Origin of the sequence: Pantoea sp. CTOTU46764 (genome assembly GCF_031974595.1) — a bacterium.
In the GTDB taxonomy this organism is placed as follows: Bacteria; Pseudomonadota; Gammaproteobacteria; order Enterobacterales; family Enterobacteriaceae; genus Pantoea; species Pantoea trifolii.
This window is the reverse complement of record NZ_DALYOQ010000015.1, coordinates 1-18,941: the sequence shown is the minus strand read 5'-3', so window position 1 is coordinate 18,941 and position 18,941 is coordinate 1. Positions and strand designations below refer to the sequence as shown.

Here is an 18,941-nt window from a genome sequence, read left to right as displayed (position 1 = left end):
ACTAAGGGAAGCAGATGAATAAAAAGGTGATAGCGGCGTTAGCGATGGTTTCGGTGTTCAGCAGTTACGCGTCGGCGGCCGCGCTGCGCGTAGCGGCAGATGCCGTGCCGCACAGCGAAATCCTCAACCACATTAAACAGACCGACAAGAAGCTCGATCTCAAGGTGATTGAACTCAACGGCAACCTCAACGCCAACGAACTGCTGGCACGCGGTGACGTCGATGCCAACTACTTCCAGCATGTGCCTTACCTGCGCGATCAGGAAAAAGCGCTGGGCGAGAAATTTTCTGTGGTCGCTACCGTGCATATTGAGCCGCTTGGCATCTACTCGCACAAAGTGCAATCACTGAAAGATCTGCCTGATGGCGCGCAAGTGGCCGTGCCGAATAATGTCACCAATCTGAGCCGCGCACTTTATCTGTTGCAGGCCAATGGGTTGATCAAATTGAAGAGCAATAGCGCCAATACGCTGGTGACTTCCGCAGACATTACTGACAACCCGCACCATCTGAAAATTATCGAAGTGGAAGCGCCGCAGCTGCCGCGCGCGCTGGATGATGCGCAGTTGGCGATCATCAATGGCAACTACGCGTTGCAGGCTGGTTTAGTGCCGTCGAAGGATGCGCTGGCGCTGGAACAGGCGAAGGATAATCCATATGCCAACGTGCTGGTCACCACGCCGAAACTGGCGCACGATCCGCGTATTTTGGAATTAGCGAAAGATCTGGAGTCAAAGCAAACTGCTGAATTTATTAACCAGCACTACAAAGGATCGGTTATTCCCGTTAATCAATAATCCCCGCTGCCACCTGTTTTTGGCAGGTGGCGCTGACTTTCTTCTGTGTTATATTTCGCCACCAACACCCGTCGCACCCACTATAAAACATAAAAATTCGCTCAATCCATTGCCATGATTATCTTCGCCAGGAATAAACGGGTGCTGTGCCATCGTTTAATAACATGCATCATTCTGTTGGGCATGAGCGTATTGCTCAGCGCCTGCGGCACCTTGTCGCAAACCTCCGCGCCCGTCAGCGATAAAGTCTATCTTTCGCACGCGACCTTTAATGAAAATGTCGATGACATCGTGCGCCATTACATGCAGCAGAAGCAGGTTTCCGGCATCAGCATCGCCATCATCCATCAACGCAGCCAGCCTAAATTTTACAGTTTTGGCGTCACCGATGCGGTGCACCGTTATCCCATCACGCCAGATACCTTATTTGCGCTCGGCTCGCTGAGTAAAGGCATCACCGCGGAGGTGATTATTGAGCTGGTGGATCGCGGCGAACTGCACTGGAACGACACGCTCGCGACGCTGTTGCCGCCCAACGTGCCGCTGAGCGACGATGCCAAACGCATCACGCTGTTGCAACTGGTGACGCACACCTCGGGCTTGCCGCGCCAGGATATGGATTTGCCGATGTTCATGAAATTTATGGGCTATCTGCGTAGCGGCGAGAACTTTTACGGCAACCTCGACAGCGACGCAGTGCTGGATTATCTGGCCGACTTTGACGCGCCCGCGCATCCCAGCGCGCGCTATTCTAATCTCGGCTATGCGCTGTTGGGCTACATCCTCAAACATCGCTTCCATCAGGACATCGAAACGCTGGCGCAGCGCAATCTGTTTCAGCCGCTGGGCATGATCAGCAGCAGCTTCAAGCCGCAGCGTCTGCGCGGTTATCCGTGGCGTGCACTCGGCCATGCGGGCGATCAGCCTAAGCTGATTCCTCGCGGGCAAATTACGCCGGATTGGGCGTTTAACAACAATATGGTGGCGGCCGCCAGCCTCTACAGCAACGCGCGCGATTTGATTCGCTATCTGGATGCGCATCTGCATGACGGCGCGGGCGCTGCGCTCAACGCGGCCTTTGCGCAGGTTAATCACGGCTACGAGCAGCACGGCAATCAGGCACAAAATATCGCCTGGGTAACCGATACCTACGGCGATCAGCAGATCACCTATCAGGTGGGTTATATCGGCGGCTACTCGAGTTTTATTGGCTTTGATAAGCAGAACGGCAATGCGATTGTGGTGCTGCAGAACGCGTTTAACTGGAGTAACTATCTAGGCATCGCGTTATTGATGGATCTGGCGCAGAAAGTGCACGACAAAAACTAACATGGTTGCTTGCAATTTTACTGCGCCAAAAAATGCCTGAGCTGAGGTATGCTGAGCAGCGAAATTTGACGCGCTAAGCGCGCCGGGGGAACCTTCTGCGTGCTTAACGTGTCAGTTAAATGGACAGTTAATAATTAACCAGAGTGGAAATCACCCATGCGCAGGACACACGTCAATCTCCTTTCTGCAGGAATTTTTCTGGGCGCTTTAAGCCTTGCTCCGGCCGCGCTGGCGGAAGGCGAGCAAACAGACGCCGTACCGATGCCGCCACAAGTGCAGCAAACCGCACCCGATGCCCAAACCCAGGCGCCAGCCGCAGACCCGCAAACGCAGGCGCCGGCAGCCGATGCGCCAGCCAGCAATGAACCGGCTGAATCCAGCGGCGATGTCGCGCCAATTCGCCCACCGCAAAGCGGTGATGCGGCTGCACCAAACAACTACGATCTGACTACCATCATCATCGACTACAAAGAGTATAAAGTGGGCGATGTGGTGCCAGATGAGTATCGTAAAAAGCAGTACACCATTGTTGAGTGGAAGCCACGTCATCTGCCAGCGCCGCAGCCAGGCACGCACTGGGCGTACATCAATGCCAACTACATCCTGATCACCGATGACAGCGGTAAGATCGTGATGGGCAAATCAGGCGAAATCTTCTTCCGCGGTTAATTCCCGCGCAGCAGACGCGCTAACTGCGCGACGCCTGCCGTAATCTGGCTGGTGCTGGTGTTACCGTAACCCAGCACCAGCCCTTGTTGCTTCTGCTCACCCGAATAAAATCCCGACAGCGCGCCCGGCGCGTAGCCGCTCTGGATCAGCCGATCCACCAACCGCATATCGTTTTAATCCGCTTCCAGTGATAACACCAGATGCATGCCGCATTCGCCGCCCAGCAACGGAACCTGTTCGCCAAACGTATGTTGCAAAGCCTGTCGCAAAGTTGCCTGCCGTTGGCGGTACAGACGGCGCATTTTGCTCAGATGACGGCTAAAATCACCGCTGCGTAAAAACAGCGCCAGCGCCTGCTGCTCGGGACGATTGCCGCCGCGCAGCAGTTCATGTAGCGCAGGGCGCAGCGGCGTGACCAGCTGCGGCGGCAACACCATAAATCCAAGGCGCAACGCGGGAAACAACGTTTTGCTGAACGAGCCAACGTAGATCACCGGCGTTGGTTGCGTCATGCCCTGCATAGCGGCGATCGGCTCGCCGCTGTAGCGAAAATCGCTGTCGTAATCATCTTCGATAATCCACGTTTGCTGTTGCCGGGCGGCCGCCATCAGTGCCAGACGACGCGGTGCGCTCATGATCACGCCGGTGGGATATTGGTGCGTTGGCGTGGTGTAAATCAGGCGCGGCGCACGCTGTTGCCAGTCCTGTGGCTGCGGCGCCAGCCCTTGCGCATCAATCGCTACTGGTTCAATACGCATATCTCCCAACCGCATCGCCGCTTTCGCGCCGCGATACCCTGGCTCCTCCACCCAACCAATGTCGCCTGGGCTGCTGAGCAGCGCCACGCACAGCGTCAATGCCTGCTGCGCGCCTTCGGTAATCACGATTTGTTCGGGCGTACAGCGCACGCCGCGCGACAATGCCAGATGCTGCGCCAGCGCTTCACGCAGTGTGCGTTCACCGAGCGGATCGCCGTAACCCAGCAGTTGCTGCGGCTGATGCAGCATCACGCGGTTCAGCGCCCGTCGCCACTGAGCTAGCGGGAAATGTGCCAGCGAAGGCACGCCGGGGCGCAGCGCCATCTCCTGACTGAAGCTGCGATGGCTGGATCGCAGCTGAGCGATGCGCGGCGACAAGGTGATTTCGCTGCTGGTGTGCGGCTGATTTTCCTGCGGTAGCTGCGCCATATTGCTGATGCGACTGCCCTGGCGATCGCTCAGCAAAAAGCCTTCCGCCTGCAGCTGCGCCCAGACGGCGATCACCGTATTGCGTGAAACCGCGAGGTCCAGCGCCAGCTGGCGCGTCGCGGGCAAACGCGTTCCGGCGGCGAGTTTGCCGGTCAGAATCGCCTGCCTGATACGTTGAAACAGCTGCTGTTGCAGCGTTAGCTCGCCGTTGGTTTCCAGCGGGGCCAGCAATAATCGATGTAGCTCAATATCACTCATGTACGCCGTTCCGTGGATCCATCAATTTCGATCATTGTGGCGCTTTTTAACACGCCAGCAAAGTGGCACTCTGCATTTCTGGTCCTGACTGATAAAGGAATTGAGGAATGTCGCAACACACCAACGCTTACGGACAACCGGTAGGATTTCCGCTGCCAGATTGGCAACCCCGCGCCTGGCCGAGCTATGAAACCTTCACCGGTGACTATTGCCGCCTGGAACCACTGAGTGCCGAGCGCCATGGCCACGAACTGTATGCTGCCTATGCGCTGGCTGCAGATGGGCGTGACTGGACCTATATGTTCGCCGAACCTTTTGCCGATGAAGCAGCCTATGTTGCCTATGCGCGCAAGCTGGAAAATGGGCGCGATCCCATGCATTTCGCGGTGATCGATCCGGTTAGCAATCGTGCGGTTGGCAGCCTGGCGTTGATGCGCATTGATGCGACAAACGGATCGGTGGAGATCGGCCACGTTGCCTTCTCGCCGCTGCTCAGGCAAACGCGCATGGCCACTGAAGCGCACTATCTGCTGATGCGCTACGCCTTAGAGCAGCTGGGCTATCGTCGCTACGAGTGGAAGTGCGACAGCTGCAATCAGCCATCACGCAACGCGGCGCTGCGTCTAGGGTTTCAGTTTGAAGGCACCTTCCGGCAGGCGATTGTCTATAAAGGCCGCAGCCGTGATACCTGCTGGTTCTCGATTATCGACAGCGACTGGCCGCAGGTAAAACAAGGTTTCGAACGCTGGCTGGCGGCAGAGAACTTTACGGCGGAAGGGGCGCAACGCGAAAAACTGGAGGCGCTGCGTTCGTAGGCTGCGCACCCATGCGCACCGGGTCGCCATAAATGGCGACCCTACGTTAGGTTTGCGGAATTATTTTTATATCCACCATGCCGATCCCCAGTTTGCGCGGATCCTGGCCGATGATATTGCCGACATTCGACTCCTGCGGCTCCGGCGGCGCAATGATCAAATTACGGCTGCCGGTTGGATTGGTGAAATGCAGCGTGGTGGTGGAGAACTCATCTCCCAAATTCAGTTGCTGCTCTTCATCGCCAACGCGCACGGGAATCGGTCGATGCGCATTCGGACCAAAAGCCCGCGCGGTGATTACCACATCAAAGCGTTCGGGCAGCGGATCGGTATACTCAATATTCACTTCCGGTGCCAGATTGGCATTCGACCAGCGTCCCCACGCTTCCGGACGTGATATCCCTTTAAAACTCTTCACGCTATTCGGCGCGCCGGGCACTGTTAACAGGAAGCTGTCGGCGTTGTAGCGAATCGCATTGTCTTCGATGCGTATTTGCTGCTCGTTGAGCTGGAAGGTTGCCGCACTGACTTCTGCTTTCGGGAAGCTGACTTTACCTTTCCACTGCGGTTTATCGATGCGGGTTACGCTGGGTTTGGCGCCCATTTGTCCCATCGACACGCACAAATCGTTCGACAGCGCTAACTCTGGCTGCCACAGGCGCGCCATCTTATAGCAGCGATCGACCCAAACGAACTTGTCGGCGGCAGCAAAACTCGCCAGCTGATAACGCAGCGGTTCGGAGTATTCCCCTTCCGGCAGCGGTTCGACATGTTTATCGGAGACGCGGAACAGAATTGGTAACTTGAAGGTCGCGCCAGAGAAGCTGAGGGTGTTTTTCTGTTGATCGACGGTGAAGCTGTCCATCTTACTGGGGAAATTCCACAGCTGAATAATGTCCGCTTTCCACGATGTAACGCGCTTTGCCATGTCGTCGAACTCGGTTGACAGCGATTTCGAAGAGAGCCCGCTGCGACCCAGTCCAATCGCGTTATCGCCGCCGAGAATATCCAGCACCGTGGCGCCGTTATCCAGCGTGCTGCGTTTGCCATTGAGCACTTCCGCCTGTGGCTGATCGCCACGAATCACCATAAACAGGTCATGGCGCGGCTGCTTGATCAGATATTGATGCGCGGTGTTGTTCATCGCCAGATGATCGGAGGTCACCACGATGATGGTGTTTTTAAACCACGGCGACGCTTTGATGCGCTCAATCAGACGCGCCACATGCTCCTGCGAACAGGCGACCGCGCTGAAGGATTGGTTGGGTTTACCATCATAGCTGTAGCTTTTGCGCTGGCAGCTGCGCGAGATAAAACCATCCGGATGATGGGTGTCGACGGTAAGGGTGAACAATGCGAAGCGTTTTTGCGCGCGTGACAGCTCCTCGTATTTCTCAAACACCTCGTCCATTACGGTGTCATCGTAGTAGCCCCAGTTATTACGATAGCTGGGATCGGCAACGCGACTTTTCAGCTCCTGCGAGCCATACATGTTGGCCGCATCAAAACCATGCGACAGCAGGAAAGTGTCTTTACCGGCGAAGCGTAAATCGGCGCCCTGAATAAACCAGTTTTCGTAGCCTGAGTTCTTCAGGATGTCGCCCAGACAAATGTTCTGCGGATAGAAGCTGGAGAGCGAAGCCGAGGCATTGCCATCAAAAGGCGCAAACAGCGGGATGCCGCACTGTGAAGCCACCATGCCGGCGATGGTGTAATCGGTGCCGGGCAGCTGTTCGGTTTGGCTGAAATCGATGCTGTTCTCTTTTTCCCGGCTGAGTTCCGGGGCCAGACCAGGAAATGCCTGTTGATCGAAATAGGTCCGTTCAAGACTTTCGCCATAAATGTAGACCAGATTGAGCTTGGGCTCAGCGATCACCTTATTGGGCGTTTTGTAATAGGTTTCGAAATCCGAATCGGCGAGGCGCGAATGTGAGGCGATCAGCTCTTTTACCTGGCGGAACGCAGGCGTGGTTTGTACCGAACCCGCGGCACAGGCAATCGCCAGTAAACTCCAGCCGAGGTGATGCGGCCGCTTACGGCGGCGCAGTAACCACGAAAGCAGGCAAAATAGCGAGAACAGCGCGATGATCAGTCCGATGGCCGGCACCACATATTTGCTCACGCCCGCGCCGGTCAGGCTGTTGGTCAGCGTATACAGCACTGCGTCATTAATGCCATCGCCGGTAAAATAGTTGCTGGCGACCAGCGTGACGTTAAGCACGATAAACAGCGTGAGCAGCAGCAGGATCAGACTAAACCAAAATTTATTTCGCCCGGCTTTAGAGGAGTAGACCGCAATCGCGGCCAAAAAGAGTACAACCGAAACCAATTCGGACAACGTTAGATCCTCATGTTGAATGAATACGCAATCCGTGCGCCAACGACCCTCTGCGGGGATTTTGCGTCAATCTATATTGGGTGTCACAAGGCTGCAACACATCCAACCAGATTTGTGCGATGCATTCCGATTCGTTTAAGGCGGGTTAAGGCTAACTGTGGTTTCGCTTGGCAGCAACGGACGCGCTGCTGCCAGTGAGGGCAGAGAAGGGAGATTAGAGTTTTCCAGTGAGGTATTGCGCTTCGCCGTCGGCAAAGCTCCAGTCGCCTTTACTGTTGGTGATAAAACTAATCATCAAATCTGTGCCCTGAACGCCGCAACTTTCCAGCAGTTCGCGCGCTAACTCTGCCATAAACAGGCACTTCTGTTCTTCACTTCTCGGGCTGGTATACACGCGCACCATCACCAGATTGTCGGTTCGCGCAAAGCCTAAGCCGGTATCCTGAAAGACCATCTGATAACCTTTGTTTTCATGAACAATCTGATAACGATCGCGGTCCGGGACTTTAAATGCGGTTACCACCGCGCGATGTGCGGCATCCAGCAAAGTGCGGATTTCTGCTTCTGAACGGCCCTGAATAACGTCGAATGTCAGTAACGGCATAAATAAACCCTCGTTTTTGCTCACATGAAAAGAGTAGGATGTGGCTCTATGCTGCCGCTTGCTGCCGGAAAGAAAAAGCGCGCTGGTTGAAATGATTATTTATTATTTTGAACAATCGATATGAAAGAAATAAAAACAGATAGCCTTTGGGTCCATTTGCACTGGTTAACCGTGCTGGCTGAGCTCGGCAGTTTTACGCGCGCGGCGGAACGATTAGACGTCAGCAAAGCGGCGATGAGTCAGAAGATTAAAGAGCTGGAAAAGATGGCGGGTGTGGCGTTAGTACAGCGCACCACGCGCAGCGTGCGGCTGACCTCCGCCGGTGAAAAGCTGGTGGATGAGCTGCGCGAACCCTTTGCGCATATCGCGCAGAGCTTTTTCAGCGTACGTGATGAAGCGGGGCCGGTGCGTGGCATGGTACGCGTGACTGCGCCAGTGGCGTTTGCGCGTCAGCAGCTGGTGCCGATCATCGGCGATTTCTTGCGCGACTATCCGCAGGTGCGCTTGCAGCTGGACGTCACCGATCGTCTGGTGTCGCTCGGCAGTGAAGGCTTTGATCTGGCGATTCGCCATAGCGATAGCCTGCCGGAAACGCATGTTGCGCTGCCGCTGTGTGAAACCCGCGCGCTGCTGGTGGCGTCGCCGGCGTATCTGGCGCAGAACGGTTTGCCGGATTCACCGCAGGCGTTGCAGCAGCACAATTGTCTTTATTACCCGCGCGGACTCGAGTCGCCGCAGTGGCGCTTTCAATTAGCGGACGGCGGCAGCGAAACCGTGCAGGTAAAGATTCAGGGTAATTTTGCCACCAACAACAGCGAGTCGATCCGGGATGCGGCATTGCAAGGTTTGGGCATTGCGATGCTGCCGGACTTCAGCGCCAGCGCGGCATTAGCCAGCGGCACGCTGCAGCAGGTGCTGCCGCAGTGGCAAGCGGTGGATGCCTTCGCCGCCCGGTTGTGGGTGGTGCGCCCGTATGCCGCACAGGTGCCACGGGCGGTGACCACCTTTATCCATTGGTTACGCGCGCGCTTTGTTGATGGGTGAAGCCAGCGCAATCGGCGCAGGCGTTTGCATCATCTGGCCCAACAAACTGCTGCGGTTGTAATGGCCGAGCCGCAGGTTGAAGTCGAGATGCAGCTGCTCATTGCCGCTGAGTTTAATCACTGGCGGTGGCGTGAGTGGACGCTGGTGAAACAGCACTGCATGGGCAAACGCCTCGCTCTTCCAGCCGCTTAAACGCTGATAGTAATAGGCGTTGGCTTCGCATTTACGCAGGTAGAGATTTACCCGGCGATGTTCGCGCATGGCGATCTGCTGCGCCAGTGAACCTAATTGCTGCTCCGGCTGCGCAATCTTCTGCGTCAGCAGGGAATAATCATCGCGCTTGGTCAATTCACTGAAGTAATTCTGTTCGCCGAGATGTTTGATCGGCGCGTAATGTTTTTGCCATTCGCGGATAAACGGATTATTGGCAGTCGCCGCCAGGAACCAGCTCTCAATCACTGGCGCGAGATAGTTGACGGTGGCGTTTTCGTGGTAATAACCAATCACATCCATACGGCGTTCCTGATGCGCGCGATGCACCCAGGAGAGATCTTCAAATAATAAGGTGCTGCAATCAATGGCAATACCGCCATAGCGCAGCAGTAATTCCAGGCGAATCACTTCGCTTCTTTGTTGGGCGGTTAATTGGGTCGAGGTGAAGATAAAATCCGGTAAAACTTCTTTTACCGTTAAACGATTTAATAAATGGATTTCATGGTCGGGATTATCCTGACGAATCTTTTTAATATTTAATGCCAGTGATTTCGGTAAATATTCATTATCCCAATACATCCAGACTTTCTTTGGAATCTCTGGCAGATCTTTTTCGCCAGAAAGTAACACGATATTGTCCTCTTCGCTGGGATCGTATTCCGGCGCACAGAGCGCAGTATGCTGTTTTTTCTGCAGGAAAGTCTGGCTGGTAAAAGCGAGTCTTTTCCAGTTATGCCAGAGGGTTAACGCTGGCTGAAGGCGTTTTTTCTTCATGATGCACCTGATTATTGTGATTATGGTGGCAAGGCGTCCCTGATCGCGGCGCTGAGCGCTCTTGATTGTCCTTTAGGCTGTGTGTAAAAAAGTACTCTCCTATGCTTAATAAAACATTCTGTGCGATGCGGCTATCACTTTTTGATCCTTTCAGATAAACCGGAAAATCAAGGATCCGTTAAGCTTTAAATTAACGATAAATAATCGCGTGAATTGTTGGTGATTCTATTTTATCGCATTAAGACTATTCCTAATAAAATAAGCAGGGCGTGGCGTAAGTCGCGGGTGAGATTAAAAAGTGCGCGTGAGATCACTTGTTAACCTGGCTGCATTTTTCGCTGGTCTGCCGGGAAAATCCCACCCTGAGTGAGGGTTAGCTACGCTTAAAGCAGGTGATCAACTAAAGGAGACACTATGCAGCGACACAACCGTGGATTATTGGCTGTCGATAAGCAGGGCAATCGCGTGCTGTTTCTCAATCCCGAAACCTTTGCCGTTGAGCAAGCGTTAAATGCCTTTCCGCCGCGTCCACACGAGCTTCTGATGCTGCCACAGCTGGAAAAAGCGTACGTGCCGATCTACGGCGACGGCATTCACGGCGACAATCCGCATCCTGGCCACAAAGTGGCGATCATCGATTTGCGCCTGCGGCAGATCAGCGGTTTTATCGATCTGTCGCCGTTAAAGGCACCGCACAGCGGCCAGTTAGGACGTGACGGCAAAGTTTATCTCTGCTGTGAAAACAGCGCGGTGGTGGCGGTGATTGATCCGGTTAGCGATTGCGTGGAGAAAACCATTCAGCTGCCTTCGCACAATGCGCACCGACTTACCTTGTCGCCCAGCGGCCGCAAGCTGTTTACCGAAAATGAAGAGGACGCCAGCATTACCGTGGTGGATCTGTGTGAGGCGGAAGGGCGGATTATCGACAACATCCTGATGCCCGGCCCGATTTCCGGTATCGCCGCCTCGCCTAAACATCCTTATCTGGTGGCGAGCGCTGCCGATGCCCCGCTGCTGTATGTGGTGGATCGGCAAAGTCATCGCATCCGCCAGCGCCTGGCCTTGCCGGGCCATCAGCAACCCTGTCAGGTGGTGCGCTTCAGTGGCAACGGCGAGCGGCTGGTGGCGATTGGCGATCAAGAACCGGTGGTGACGCTGTTTGACGATCTGCTCAATCCGCTCGGCGATATTCAGGTTGGCAATAAGCCGATGGATGGCTGCTTCAGTGAGGATAATCGCAGCTTGCTGATTGCGAATGAGGGCGACGGTTCGCTCAGCCTGATTGATCTGCAGCAGATGAAGGTGATTGCCACGCCGCAAGCCGGTACCGGTTGTGAGGTGCTGAGCTACTTCCAACTTAAATGAATGGACGATGATAAATCGCACTGCTCCAGTGGCGGCTGCTGGCATGTTTTTCGGCCTGCCAGCCGCGCTTGCGTAACTCACGCGCAATCAGCTTGTTCATGATGCCGTGACCAACCAATAACACCGTGCCTTGCTGCGACAGCGTCACCAGTTTATCTGCCGCCAGACGGGCGCGTTGACGCGCATGCTGCACCGATTCCACATGGCCACTATAGCCGCACAGCCATAACAGGCGTAATAGCGCCAGCCAGACGTTGAGCGGCAGATGCAGGCGCTCAAACGGCAACGTCGGTATTGCGACTTCGCTAAAAACTTCATCCACCGCGTGCGGCTGTAAACCCAGACGCGTTAACGACGAACGGGCGCGCGGCAGCGGGCTGGTGGCGATCACACTCGCGAGGCGCGCAATGGTTTGGCTGCGCGGCGGCGGGGAGTCGCAAATATCAGCCTGATCGTAACCTTCACACCAGTCAGCCAATGCCCGCGCCGAGAAGCGCCCATTGACAGGATGATCGGGTTTACCGTGTCGCATAAGAATAATGGTCATAGCGCTCCTGTGATATTGCTCCAGTGTAATGCAGAGGTTGAGCAACTCGCGCATCCATGACGGGATTTAAGAGTATTGCCTGCTTGTCATTAAACCTTAACTGAACTGTGCGAAAAACAGCGCGATGAAGCGTTAGCCTGCGCCGTTAAATGGTAAGCAATAATCGTCAATCAAGCTTCAATAAGACAATTCTTGCGCCATGCATTAGATGTAATGTCATGATTTGACGCCATTTTTGCCTTGTTTTCATGAGTTATAGTGAAGTTTATCTAATAAATTTCTCTATTATCACTTGATTTATCTACGCGCGTAGATAGACTGTCTCCATAGTGATAACTCACGGTGCCAGAGACGAAGTTGGCCTTGAGATGACCCAGTTACATTTGCCTCACTAATGCGATCGATGAAAATTACATCGGCGGGAACAGGCGAAGAAGCGAATTCCAACACCAGGGAATTCATTACTGATTTTTCATCCAGGTTTGCCTACTGAACGTCGCCACCGGGGAGTTCCGCTTGTTGCAAGGGAACTGACCCACGGAAGGGCGTTTGCTGTTTTTACCTCATTCAGGGATTGGGTTATGACGGTTTCGCAACAAAGCTCACTGACATCTTCCTCAGCTGCCGATGCGCGGCTTGAAACATCCTCCGGCCGTAAAGATTTCTGGCGCGCCACGTTCTCCTGCTGGCTTGGCACCGCGATGGAATATGCGGATTTTGCGCTCTATGGCCTCGCCGCCGGCATTATTTTTGGTGACGTCTTCTTCCCGGAAGCTACGCCGGCTATCGCCTTACTCTCGAGTTTTGCCACCTGGTCGGTGGGCTTTATTGCCCGCCCGATTGGTGCCTTGCTGTTCGGCTGGATCGGCGATCGCAAGGGCCGCAAAACGGTGATGATCTCAACCATCATTCTGATGGGCGCCTCCACAACACTCATTGGTTTGATTCCTTCCTATGCCAGCATTGGCGTCTGGGCTCCCGCATGTTTGGTGCTGCTGCGGTTTACCCAAGGTTTGGGGGCGGGCGCTGAGTTGTCCGGCGGTACGGTGATGCTGGGCGAATATGCCCCGGTTGAACGTCGTGGATTGGTGTCGTCGGTGATTGCGCTGGGCTCAAACAGCGGCACGCTGATTGCGTCGCTGGTCTGGCTGGCAGTGATCCAGATGGACAAAGAGAGCTTGCTGTCGTGGGGCTGGCGTATTCCGTTCCTCAGCAGCGCGCTGATTGCGGTGGTGGCGTTGTGGATTCGTCGCAACCTACGTGAAACGCCGGTGTTTGAACGTCAGCAGGCGGAATTGCAGGCCGAACGTAACGACACGCTGGCGCAGGCGAAAGAAGACGTGGATACGCGCAGCTTCTGGCGCCGCACCCGCGCCTTCTGGACCATGGTCGGTTTACGTATCGGCGAAAACGGCCCTTCTTATCTGGCGCAGGGCTTCATTGTCGGTTACGTCGCCAAAGTGCTGATGCTCGACAAATCGGTGCCCACCACAGCGGTGTTCATCGCCTCTTTACTTGGTTTCCTGATCATTCCGTTTGCTGGCTGGCTGTCGGATCGCTTTGGTCGCCGCATTACCTATCGCTGCTTCTGCTTATTGCTGATGTTCTACGCCTGGCCAGCCTTTAGCCTGATGGACAGCCGCGATCCAGCGATTGTGATGGCGGTCATTGTGGTCGGTATGGCGCTGGCATCGCTGGGTATTTTCGGCGTGCAGGCGGCGTGGGGCGTCGAGATGTTTGGCGTGAAGCGTCGTTACACCAAGATGGCGGTAGCGAAAGAGCTGGGATCTATCCTTTCAGGAGGTACCGCGCCATTAGTGGCGGCGGCGCTGCTGTCGTTTACCGGACACTGGTGGCCGATTGCGATTTACTTCACGGCGATGGCCAGCATCGGTTTTCTCACCACTTTCGTGGCGCCGGAAACGCGCGGACGCGATCTTAATCTGCCGGAAGATGCCATCTGACCAGCAGGATCGCGTAAATCAAAACCCCCATTGGCCGGCGATTCCGGCCAATGGCATTTACGCAGGGGCAAAGGAATGGCGAAATCTCCAACCGGAAACGTCACGCGCACCGACGTGGCAAAAATCGCCGGTACCTCGGTGGCGGTGGTCAGTTACGTGATCAATAACGGCCCGCGACCGGTGGCAGAAGCCACGCGTCAGCGCGTGCTGGAAGCGATCAAACAGACCGGCTATCGCCCCAATGCGGTGGCGCGCGCGCTGGCTTCGGGCAGCACCAAAACCTTTGGTTTAGTGGTGCCGAACATCGGTAATCCCTTTGTTGCTTCGATGGCGCACATGCTGTTGCAGGAGTCGATGAATCACGGCCACGTCATGCTGCTGGGTGATGCCGGTGACGATCGCAAACGCGAGCTGGAGATTATTCAGGGCCTGTTAAATCGTCAGGTTGATGGCCTGTTTTACAACAGCGTCGATCGCCATCCCTATATTGATGTGATTCAGGCCAGTGGTACGCCGCTGGTGATGCTGGATCGCATTGAGCCACGTCCGGGCATCAACATGCTGCGCGTTAATGAACGCGAAGCGGCGTGTCAGGTCACCGCGCATCTACTCAACCACGGTTATCAGCAGGTGGGCATGATCAGCGGTCCGCTGGACATGCTTAACGCGCAGGATCGTATTCAGGGCTGGCGCGATGCGCTGGCGCAGAAAGGAGTGCTGGCGGATGAGGCGATGATTTTTCCGGCCAGCTACACGCGGCAGGGCGGTTACGACGCCGCGCAGCGCATGGTGGCCAGCGGTCGTGTGCCGCGTGCACTGTTTACCAGTAATGAAGGCCAGGCGATTGGCTGCATTCGTGCGCTGTCAGAGCATGGACTGCGCGTGCCGCAGGATGTCGCGCTGGTGTGTTTTAACGGTACCGATCAGTCGGCGTTTCATGTGCCGACGCTCACCACCGTTCGTCAGCCGCTGCGTGATATGGCGCGCAGTGCGATTGCCATGCTCAAAAATTGGGATGGCGATGCGAAGCTGGCGGAATTCCCTCACCATTTAGAAATCGGTGAGTCCTGTGGCTGCCAGCTTACTCAACAACAATAAAACTATAACACTATGAAAAGATTGATTATCGATTGTGATCCGGGAAACGGTATAGCGGGCGCTAACACCGACGACGGCCTTGCGCTGGCGTTAGCATTGGCTTCCAGGTCGCTGTCGCTGGAACTGATTACCACCGTCACCGGCAACACGCCGAGCGCGGTGGGTGCGCAGGTCGCCAAAGATCTGCTACAGCGATTGGGACGCAACATTCCGGTGGTGCAGGGCGCTTTGCAGGCACTGCGCGAAGATCCTGCGCCGTGGCGTGCGCGTCTTGACCACGTTGCCGATGAAAAGCTCGGGGAACTGTGGCGCGGCGTGCGTCAGCCGCAGCGTATTCCGGCGGATGGGCATGATGCGGCTGGCGTAATGGGCCAACTGATTTGTGACAACCCCGGCGAGTTTACGCTGGTGGCGATCGGTCCGCTGACCAACGTGGCGCTGGCGCTGCAGCGTTATCCGCAAATGGCAGAATCGGTGGCAGAGATTGTGATTATGGGCGGCGTGTTTGCGCTGGATGATTACATCAAAGACACCAATTTTGGCCTCGATCCGGAAGCGGCGCATCAGGTACTGCACAGCGGCGCCACCATCACGCTGGTACCAATGGACGCCACCACGCAAACCTTGATGACGCAGCAGGATCTCACGCGACTTACCGCTAACGATCATCCATTGCCACAGTTTGTGCGCGAGACGTTACGCCCGTGGATCGATTATTCGGTTCGCACCCGTCATTTGCCAGGCTGCTGGATTCATGATGCGCTGGTGGTCGCCTGGTTGCTGAATCAGCGTGTCGCCGACGGCGTGGATTACTATGTGGATATTGAGCTGCGTCCCGGCGCCACGCGCGGCAAAAGCTGGCGTTATCGCACGCCGCTGCGTCTGGATATCGGCGTGCCACCGCAAACTGGCGCGTTGGTGCATGTAATTCAAACCGTCAATAACGCGCTGCTGTTGGAGATGATCGAAAAGGCGTTTAATCAGTTGTAGCGTCCGTCATTGTAGGGTCGTCATTTATGGCGACCTTCCTCTTCAACATGAAACGCTTTTTTACACCGCGAATCACTCGCTGACAATTCCCGCCACAGCCCGCCTTTCTGACATGCTATATACAAACAGTTAACATAATAGTAACCCGTGAAATTATTCGCGCGGTAACTTCTACTATAAATCCGGCCATCGATCCGGAAGCTAATCAGACAGGATACCGACATGTTCAACTGGACTGCGACCCAGCGCAACGTGGCTTTTGCCAGTTTCGCGAGCTGGACGCTGGATGCGTTCGACTTCTTCATCTTAGTGTTTGTCCTCAGCGATCTTGCCCAGTATTTCCATACCAGCGTCTCCGATGTTTCCCTCGCCATCATGCTCACGCTCGCCGTACGCCCGATCGGCGCGCTGCTGTTTGGTCGGCTGGCGGAGAAATATGGCCGCCGACCGATTCTGATGCTCAATATCGTGATGTTCTCAGCGTTTGAGCTGCTGTCGGCATGGTCGCCCACCCTCACGGCGTTCCTTGGTTTCCGCGTGATTTACGGCGTGGCGATGGGCGGCATTTGGGGCGTGGCGTCGTCGCTGGCGCTGGAAACCATTCCGGATCGCTCGCGCGGCTTGATGTCCGGCATCTTCCAGGCCGGTTATCCGTGCGGCTATCTGCTGGCGTCGGTGATTTTTGGTTTGTTCTTCGAAACGGTCGGCTGGCGCGGTATGTTCCTGATTGGCGCGTTGCCGATTCTGCTGCTGCCGTTTATCTACTTTAAAGTGCCGGAATCGCCGGTGTGGCTGGCGGCGCGCGAGCGCAAAGAGAGCAATGCGCTGCTGCCGATTATCCGTCAGCACTGGAAAATCTGTATTTATATGGTGCTGCTGATGGCCTGCTTTAACTTCTTCAGCCACGGTACGCAGGATCTCTATCCCACCTTCCTGAAAGTGCAGCATCAGTTCGATCCGCACACCGTCAGCATCATTGCTATCAGCTACAACATCGCGGCGATGCTAGGCGGCATCACCTTTGGTGCATTGTCCGAGCGGATTGGTCGCAAGCGCGCAATTATTCTGGCGTCGTTCCTCGCGCTGCCGGTGCTGCCGCTGTGGGCCTTCTCCAGCGGTTCATGGATGATCGGTATCGGCGCGTTTCTGATGCAGTTTATGGTGCAGGGCGCTTGGGGCGTGGTGCCGACTTATCTCACCGAACTGGTGCCCGCTAATGCGCGCGCGGTGCTGCCGGGCTTTGTTTATCAGCTGGGGAATTTGATCGCCTCAGTGAATGCGACGGTGCAGTCACGTATCGCCGAAGCACACGGCGGCAATTACGGTTTGGGGATGGCGATTGTCGCCGGAACGGTGGCGGTGCTGATTTGCGTGTTGGTGGCATTTGGTCGGGAGACGCGCGGCATCGAAATCTCCGGTGCCCCCGCGCGCGAGTCGCATTAAAGCGCCTCGCAGACGTCAACCCATTTCGCCGCAGTGAGTTCTGCCATGCGCTGCGGCGAAATGCGCACCGCGCTATAAATCGATCCGGCTGCCGGCAGCACTTCGTCAAAGCTGCGCAGCGACACATCACAATAAATGGTCAGCGGATTTTCCAGCCCAAACGGGCAAACGCCGCCGACCGGATGCCCGGTCCAGTTCACCACTTCATCCACGCTTAACATGCGCGCCTTGGCGCCGAGTGCGGCTTTTAGCTTGCGATTATCGAGGCGCGCATCGCCGCGCGTGACGATCAGCACGATGGCATCTTTCACTTTCAGCGACAGGGTTTTGGCGATTTGCCCAGGCTGAACGCCATGAACGCGTGCGGCCAGCTCAACGGTGGCGGTGCTTTCCGGCATCTCGATGATGTCGATATCCGGTGCATGTTCGGCAAAGAAGTGCCGTACCGACTCCAGGCTCATTGTTATCTCCGGTAAAAACAGAGCCAAAAAAATGCCATAAGCCTGGAAAAGTGTAAACGGGAGAAAAGGAGAATCTGTAACAGAATGCGCGGGTGCTACACCGCTTTTAACGTGCAGTTACCACAACGTTCTACATCGGGGATGCGATAGCGCTGGCAGCAGCTGCGTCGCTCCATTTCGCCATTGCGCGGGATCATGGTGCGATACAGCGGGTTATCACTGCCATCGAGCAGTGACTGAGTGAAAAATAGTGCCTGCTCTAACTGCAAAATCGTCTCTTCCGGCAACTGGTTTTTCAACTCGCCAAGGAACCAGTAAAACGAAAAGCCCATGTTGTTCCAAATGAGCTTTGCATTGATATCACCGTGCTGTGTCATGCCATTCACTGCCGGAATCAGGCATTGCTGAATCAGGCGATCGATACGCTGCTGGCCATTGAAGTAGCGCGCATCCTCATCTTCCTGCACATCCAGCCAGAACGCGCAAGGATGGCCGTTTTCGTGGAACTCAACGTGAATCAGATGCGGCGAGCAGTTCAGCGCGCGTGGTTCCTGCAATAACGCCATCATCAGCGGTGGCAGCAGCAGACCAAAATACCATTGCGCCCACAGCGACTGCAGCGGCTTAGCTTCCTGCTGCACATCGGGGTGATCGCGATAGAGATAGTCGCTGTAGCGCTGCGTCAGGCGGCGATAGTGAAGCGGACTTGACCACTCGGCCAGCGTTAAGGTCCCGGCGGGTGCCGGCTGGCCGAGCTTGAGGTTATCCAGCATGTAGCTGCGTTGATCGCGCATCAGATCTTCCAGTGCGCTCGCTAAGCTGCGATCGCTCTGCATAAAGATCAGCGGATGCTCGCTAAAGCGGTGATCCTGACGCGTGATGATAGCCATGCCGGTCCTGAGTGATAACGGGAATCGAGAGACAAATGATAATCGTTCCCGTCGTTTTGAACAACATTTCTGCACATGCCGCAAAGCTTGACGAGCTCTGCGTAGATACCGTCTTGCCAGTTATCTGGCAAGACATATTTCGGCGTCGAACGGGC

The 18,941-nt window shown here is 55.5% G+C and carries 17 protein-coding genes and 1 pseudogene; 10 read left to right on the top strand and 8 right to left on the bottom strand.

Translation table 11 applies throughout. The annotated features are described in order from the left end of the window. Positions 1 to 14 precede the first annotated feature (14 nt). The 3 genes from RTM06_RS07685 (at position 15) to RTM06_RS07675 (ending at position 2,795) form a co-directional block, all read left to right on the top strand. Positions 15 to 797, top strand: coding sequence for a MetQ/NlpA family ABC transporter substrate-binding protein (locus tag RTM06_RS07685; RefSeq protein WP_312181149.1), 783 nt, complete (start codon positions 15 to 17; stop codon positions 795 to 797). 183 nt (positions 798 to 980) lie between these two features. Continuing rightward, positions 981 to 2,126: a serine hydrolase domain-containing protein gene (locus RTM06_RS07680; protein ID WP_312181147.1), complete on the top strand. Its 1,146-nt coding sequence runs from the start codon at positions 981 to 983 to the stop codon at positions 2,124 to 2,126. Positions 2,127 to 2,282: 156 nt separating this feature from the next. Beyond that, a complete protein-coding gene (locus tag RTM06_RS07675; RefSeq protein ID WP_154193090.1) occupies positions 2,283 to 2,795 on the top strand; it encodes an RcnB family protein in 513 nt (170 codons plus the stop codon). Here RTM06_RS07675 and RTM06_RS07665 read toward each other — a convergent pair. Then, a pseudogene (locus tag RTM06_RS07665) lies at positions 2,792 to 4,240 on the bottom strand (PLP-dependent aminotransferase family protein). The gene RTM06_RS07675 and the pseudogene RTM06_RS07665 sit on opposite strands and share 4 nt — an antisense overlap. Positions 4,241 to 4,347: 107 nt before the next feature. Here RTM06_RS07665 and RTM06_RS07660 point away from each other — a divergent pair. Beyond that, entirely contained in the window at positions 4,348 to 5,055 is a 708-nt protein-coding gene (locus RTM06_RS07660; RefSeq protein WP_312181141.1) for a GNAT family protein, read from the top strand. Between the two features lie 46 nt (positions 5,056 to 5,101). Here RTM06_RS07660 and opgB read toward each other — a convergent pair whose 3' ends face one another. Both opgB and RTM06_RS07650 read right to left on the bottom strand, forming a co-directional pair. Continuing rightward, on the bottom strand, positions 5,102 to 7,393 hold the full coding sequence (opgB, locus tag RTM06_RS07655) for a phosphatidylglycerol--membrane-oligosaccharide glycerophosphotransferase (protein ID WP_312181139.1): 2,292 nt from the start codon (positions 7,391 to 7,393) through the stop codon (positions 5,102 to 5,104). A gap of 214 nt (positions 7,394 to 7,607) precedes the next feature. Next, positions 7,608 to 7,997 (bottom strand): tautomerase family protein, encoded by a 390-nt coding sequence (locus RTM06_RS07650; protein WP_312181137.1) that lies wholly within the window; start codon positions 7,995 to 7,997, stop codon positions 7,608 to 7,610. A gap of 120 nt (positions 7,998 to 8,117) precedes the next feature. Between RTM06_RS07650 and RTM06_RS07645 the strand changes: the two genes are divergently transcribed. Beyond that, positions 8,118 to 9,041, top strand: a complete 924-nt coding sequence (locus RTM06_RS07645) for a LysR family transcriptional regulator (protein ID WP_312181135.1) — start codon at positions 8,118 to 8,120, stop codon at positions 9,039 to 9,041. On the opposite strand, the gene RTM06_RS07640 is transcribed toward RTM06_RS07645, so the two are convergent. After that, positions 9,015 to 10,028 (bottom strand): capsular polysaccharide synthesis protein, encoded by a 1,014-nt coding sequence (locus RTM06_RS07640; RefSeq protein ID WP_312181133.1) that lies wholly within the window; start codon positions 10,026 to 10,028, stop codon positions 9,015 to 9,017. The genes RTM06_RS07645 and RTM06_RS07640 overlap by 27 nt on opposite strands. 414 nt (positions 10,029 to 10,442) lie before the next feature. Here RTM06_RS07640 and RTM06_RS07635 point away from each other — a divergent pair, with 414 nt between their 5' ends. Continuing rightward, positions 10,443 to 11,393, top strand: coding sequence for a WD40 repeat domain-containing protein (locus RTM06_RS07635; RefSeq protein ID WP_312181131.1), 951 nt, complete (start codon positions 10,443 to 10,445; stop codon positions 11,391 to 11,393). On the opposite strand, the gene RTM06_RS07630 is transcribed toward RTM06_RS07635, so the two are convergent. Next, entirely contained in the window at positions 11,386 to 11,940 is a 555-nt protein-coding gene (locus RTM06_RS07630) for a histidine phosphatase family protein (protein WP_154193074.1), read from the bottom strand. The two genes, RTM06_RS07635 and RTM06_RS07630, sit on opposite strands and share 8 nt — an antisense overlap. Positions 11,941 to 12,521: 581 nt before the next feature. On the opposite strand from RTM06_RS07630, the gene RTM06_RS07625 reads away from it, so the two are divergent. The 4 genes from RTM06_RS07625 to RTM06_RS07610 all read left to right on the top strand — a co-directional run bounded on the left by RTM06_RS07625 (position 12,522) and on the right by RTM06_RS07610 (position 17,435). Continuing rightward, on the top strand, positions 12,522 to 13,904 hold the full coding sequence (locus RTM06_RS07625; RefSeq protein ID WP_312181128.1) for an MFS transporter: 1,383 nt from the start codon (positions 12,522 to 12,524) through the stop codon (positions 13,902 to 13,904). A 75-nt stretch (positions 13,905 to 13,979) separates the two neighbouring features. After that, the gene (locus RTM06_RS07620; protein ID WP_312181126.1) at positions 13,980 to 15,002 is read left to right on the top strand and encodes a LacI family DNA-binding transcriptional regulator; all 1,023 of its coding nucleotides are present in this window, start codon (positions 13,980 to 13,982) and stop codon (positions 15,000 to 15,002) included. Between the two features lie 12 nt (positions 15,003 to 15,014). Beyond that, on the top strand, positions 15,015 to 15,992 hold the full coding sequence (locus RTM06_RS07615; protein WP_312181124.1) for a nucleoside hydrolase: 978 nt from the start codon (positions 15,015 to 15,017) through the stop codon (positions 15,990 to 15,992). A gap of 222 nt (positions 15,993 to 16,214) precedes the next feature. After that, positions 16,215 to 17,435: an MFS transporter gene (locus RTM06_RS07610; RefSeq protein ID WP_312181122.1), complete on the top strand. Its 1,221-nt coding sequence runs from the start codon at positions 16,215 to 16,217 to the stop codon at positions 17,433 to 17,435. On the opposite strand, the gene RTM06_RS07605 is transcribed toward RTM06_RS07610, so the two are convergent. The 3 genes from RTM06_RS07605 to RTM06_RS07595 form a co-directional block, all read right to left on the bottom strand. Then, positions 17,432 to 17,896, bottom strand: a complete 465-nt coding sequence (locus tag RTM06_RS07605; protein WP_312181120.1) for a YbaK/EbsC family protein — start codon at positions 17,894 to 17,896, stop codon at positions 17,432 to 17,434. The genes RTM06_RS07610 and RTM06_RS07605 overlap by 4 nt on opposite strands. Positions 17,897 to 17,991: 95 nt before the next feature. Beyond that, the gene (gene fhuF, locus RTM06_RS07600; protein ID WP_312181118.1) at positions 17,992 to 18,786 is read right to left on the bottom strand and encodes a siderophore-iron reductase FhuF; all 795 of its coding nucleotides are present in this window, start codon (positions 18,784 to 18,786) and stop codon (positions 17,992 to 17,994) included. Then, the coding region (locus tag RTM06_RS07595) for a hypothetical protein (protein WP_312181116.1) at positions 18,738 to 18,941 on the bottom strand (204 nt) is incomplete at its 5' end. The genes RTM06_RS07595 and fhuF, both read right to left, overlap by 49 nt.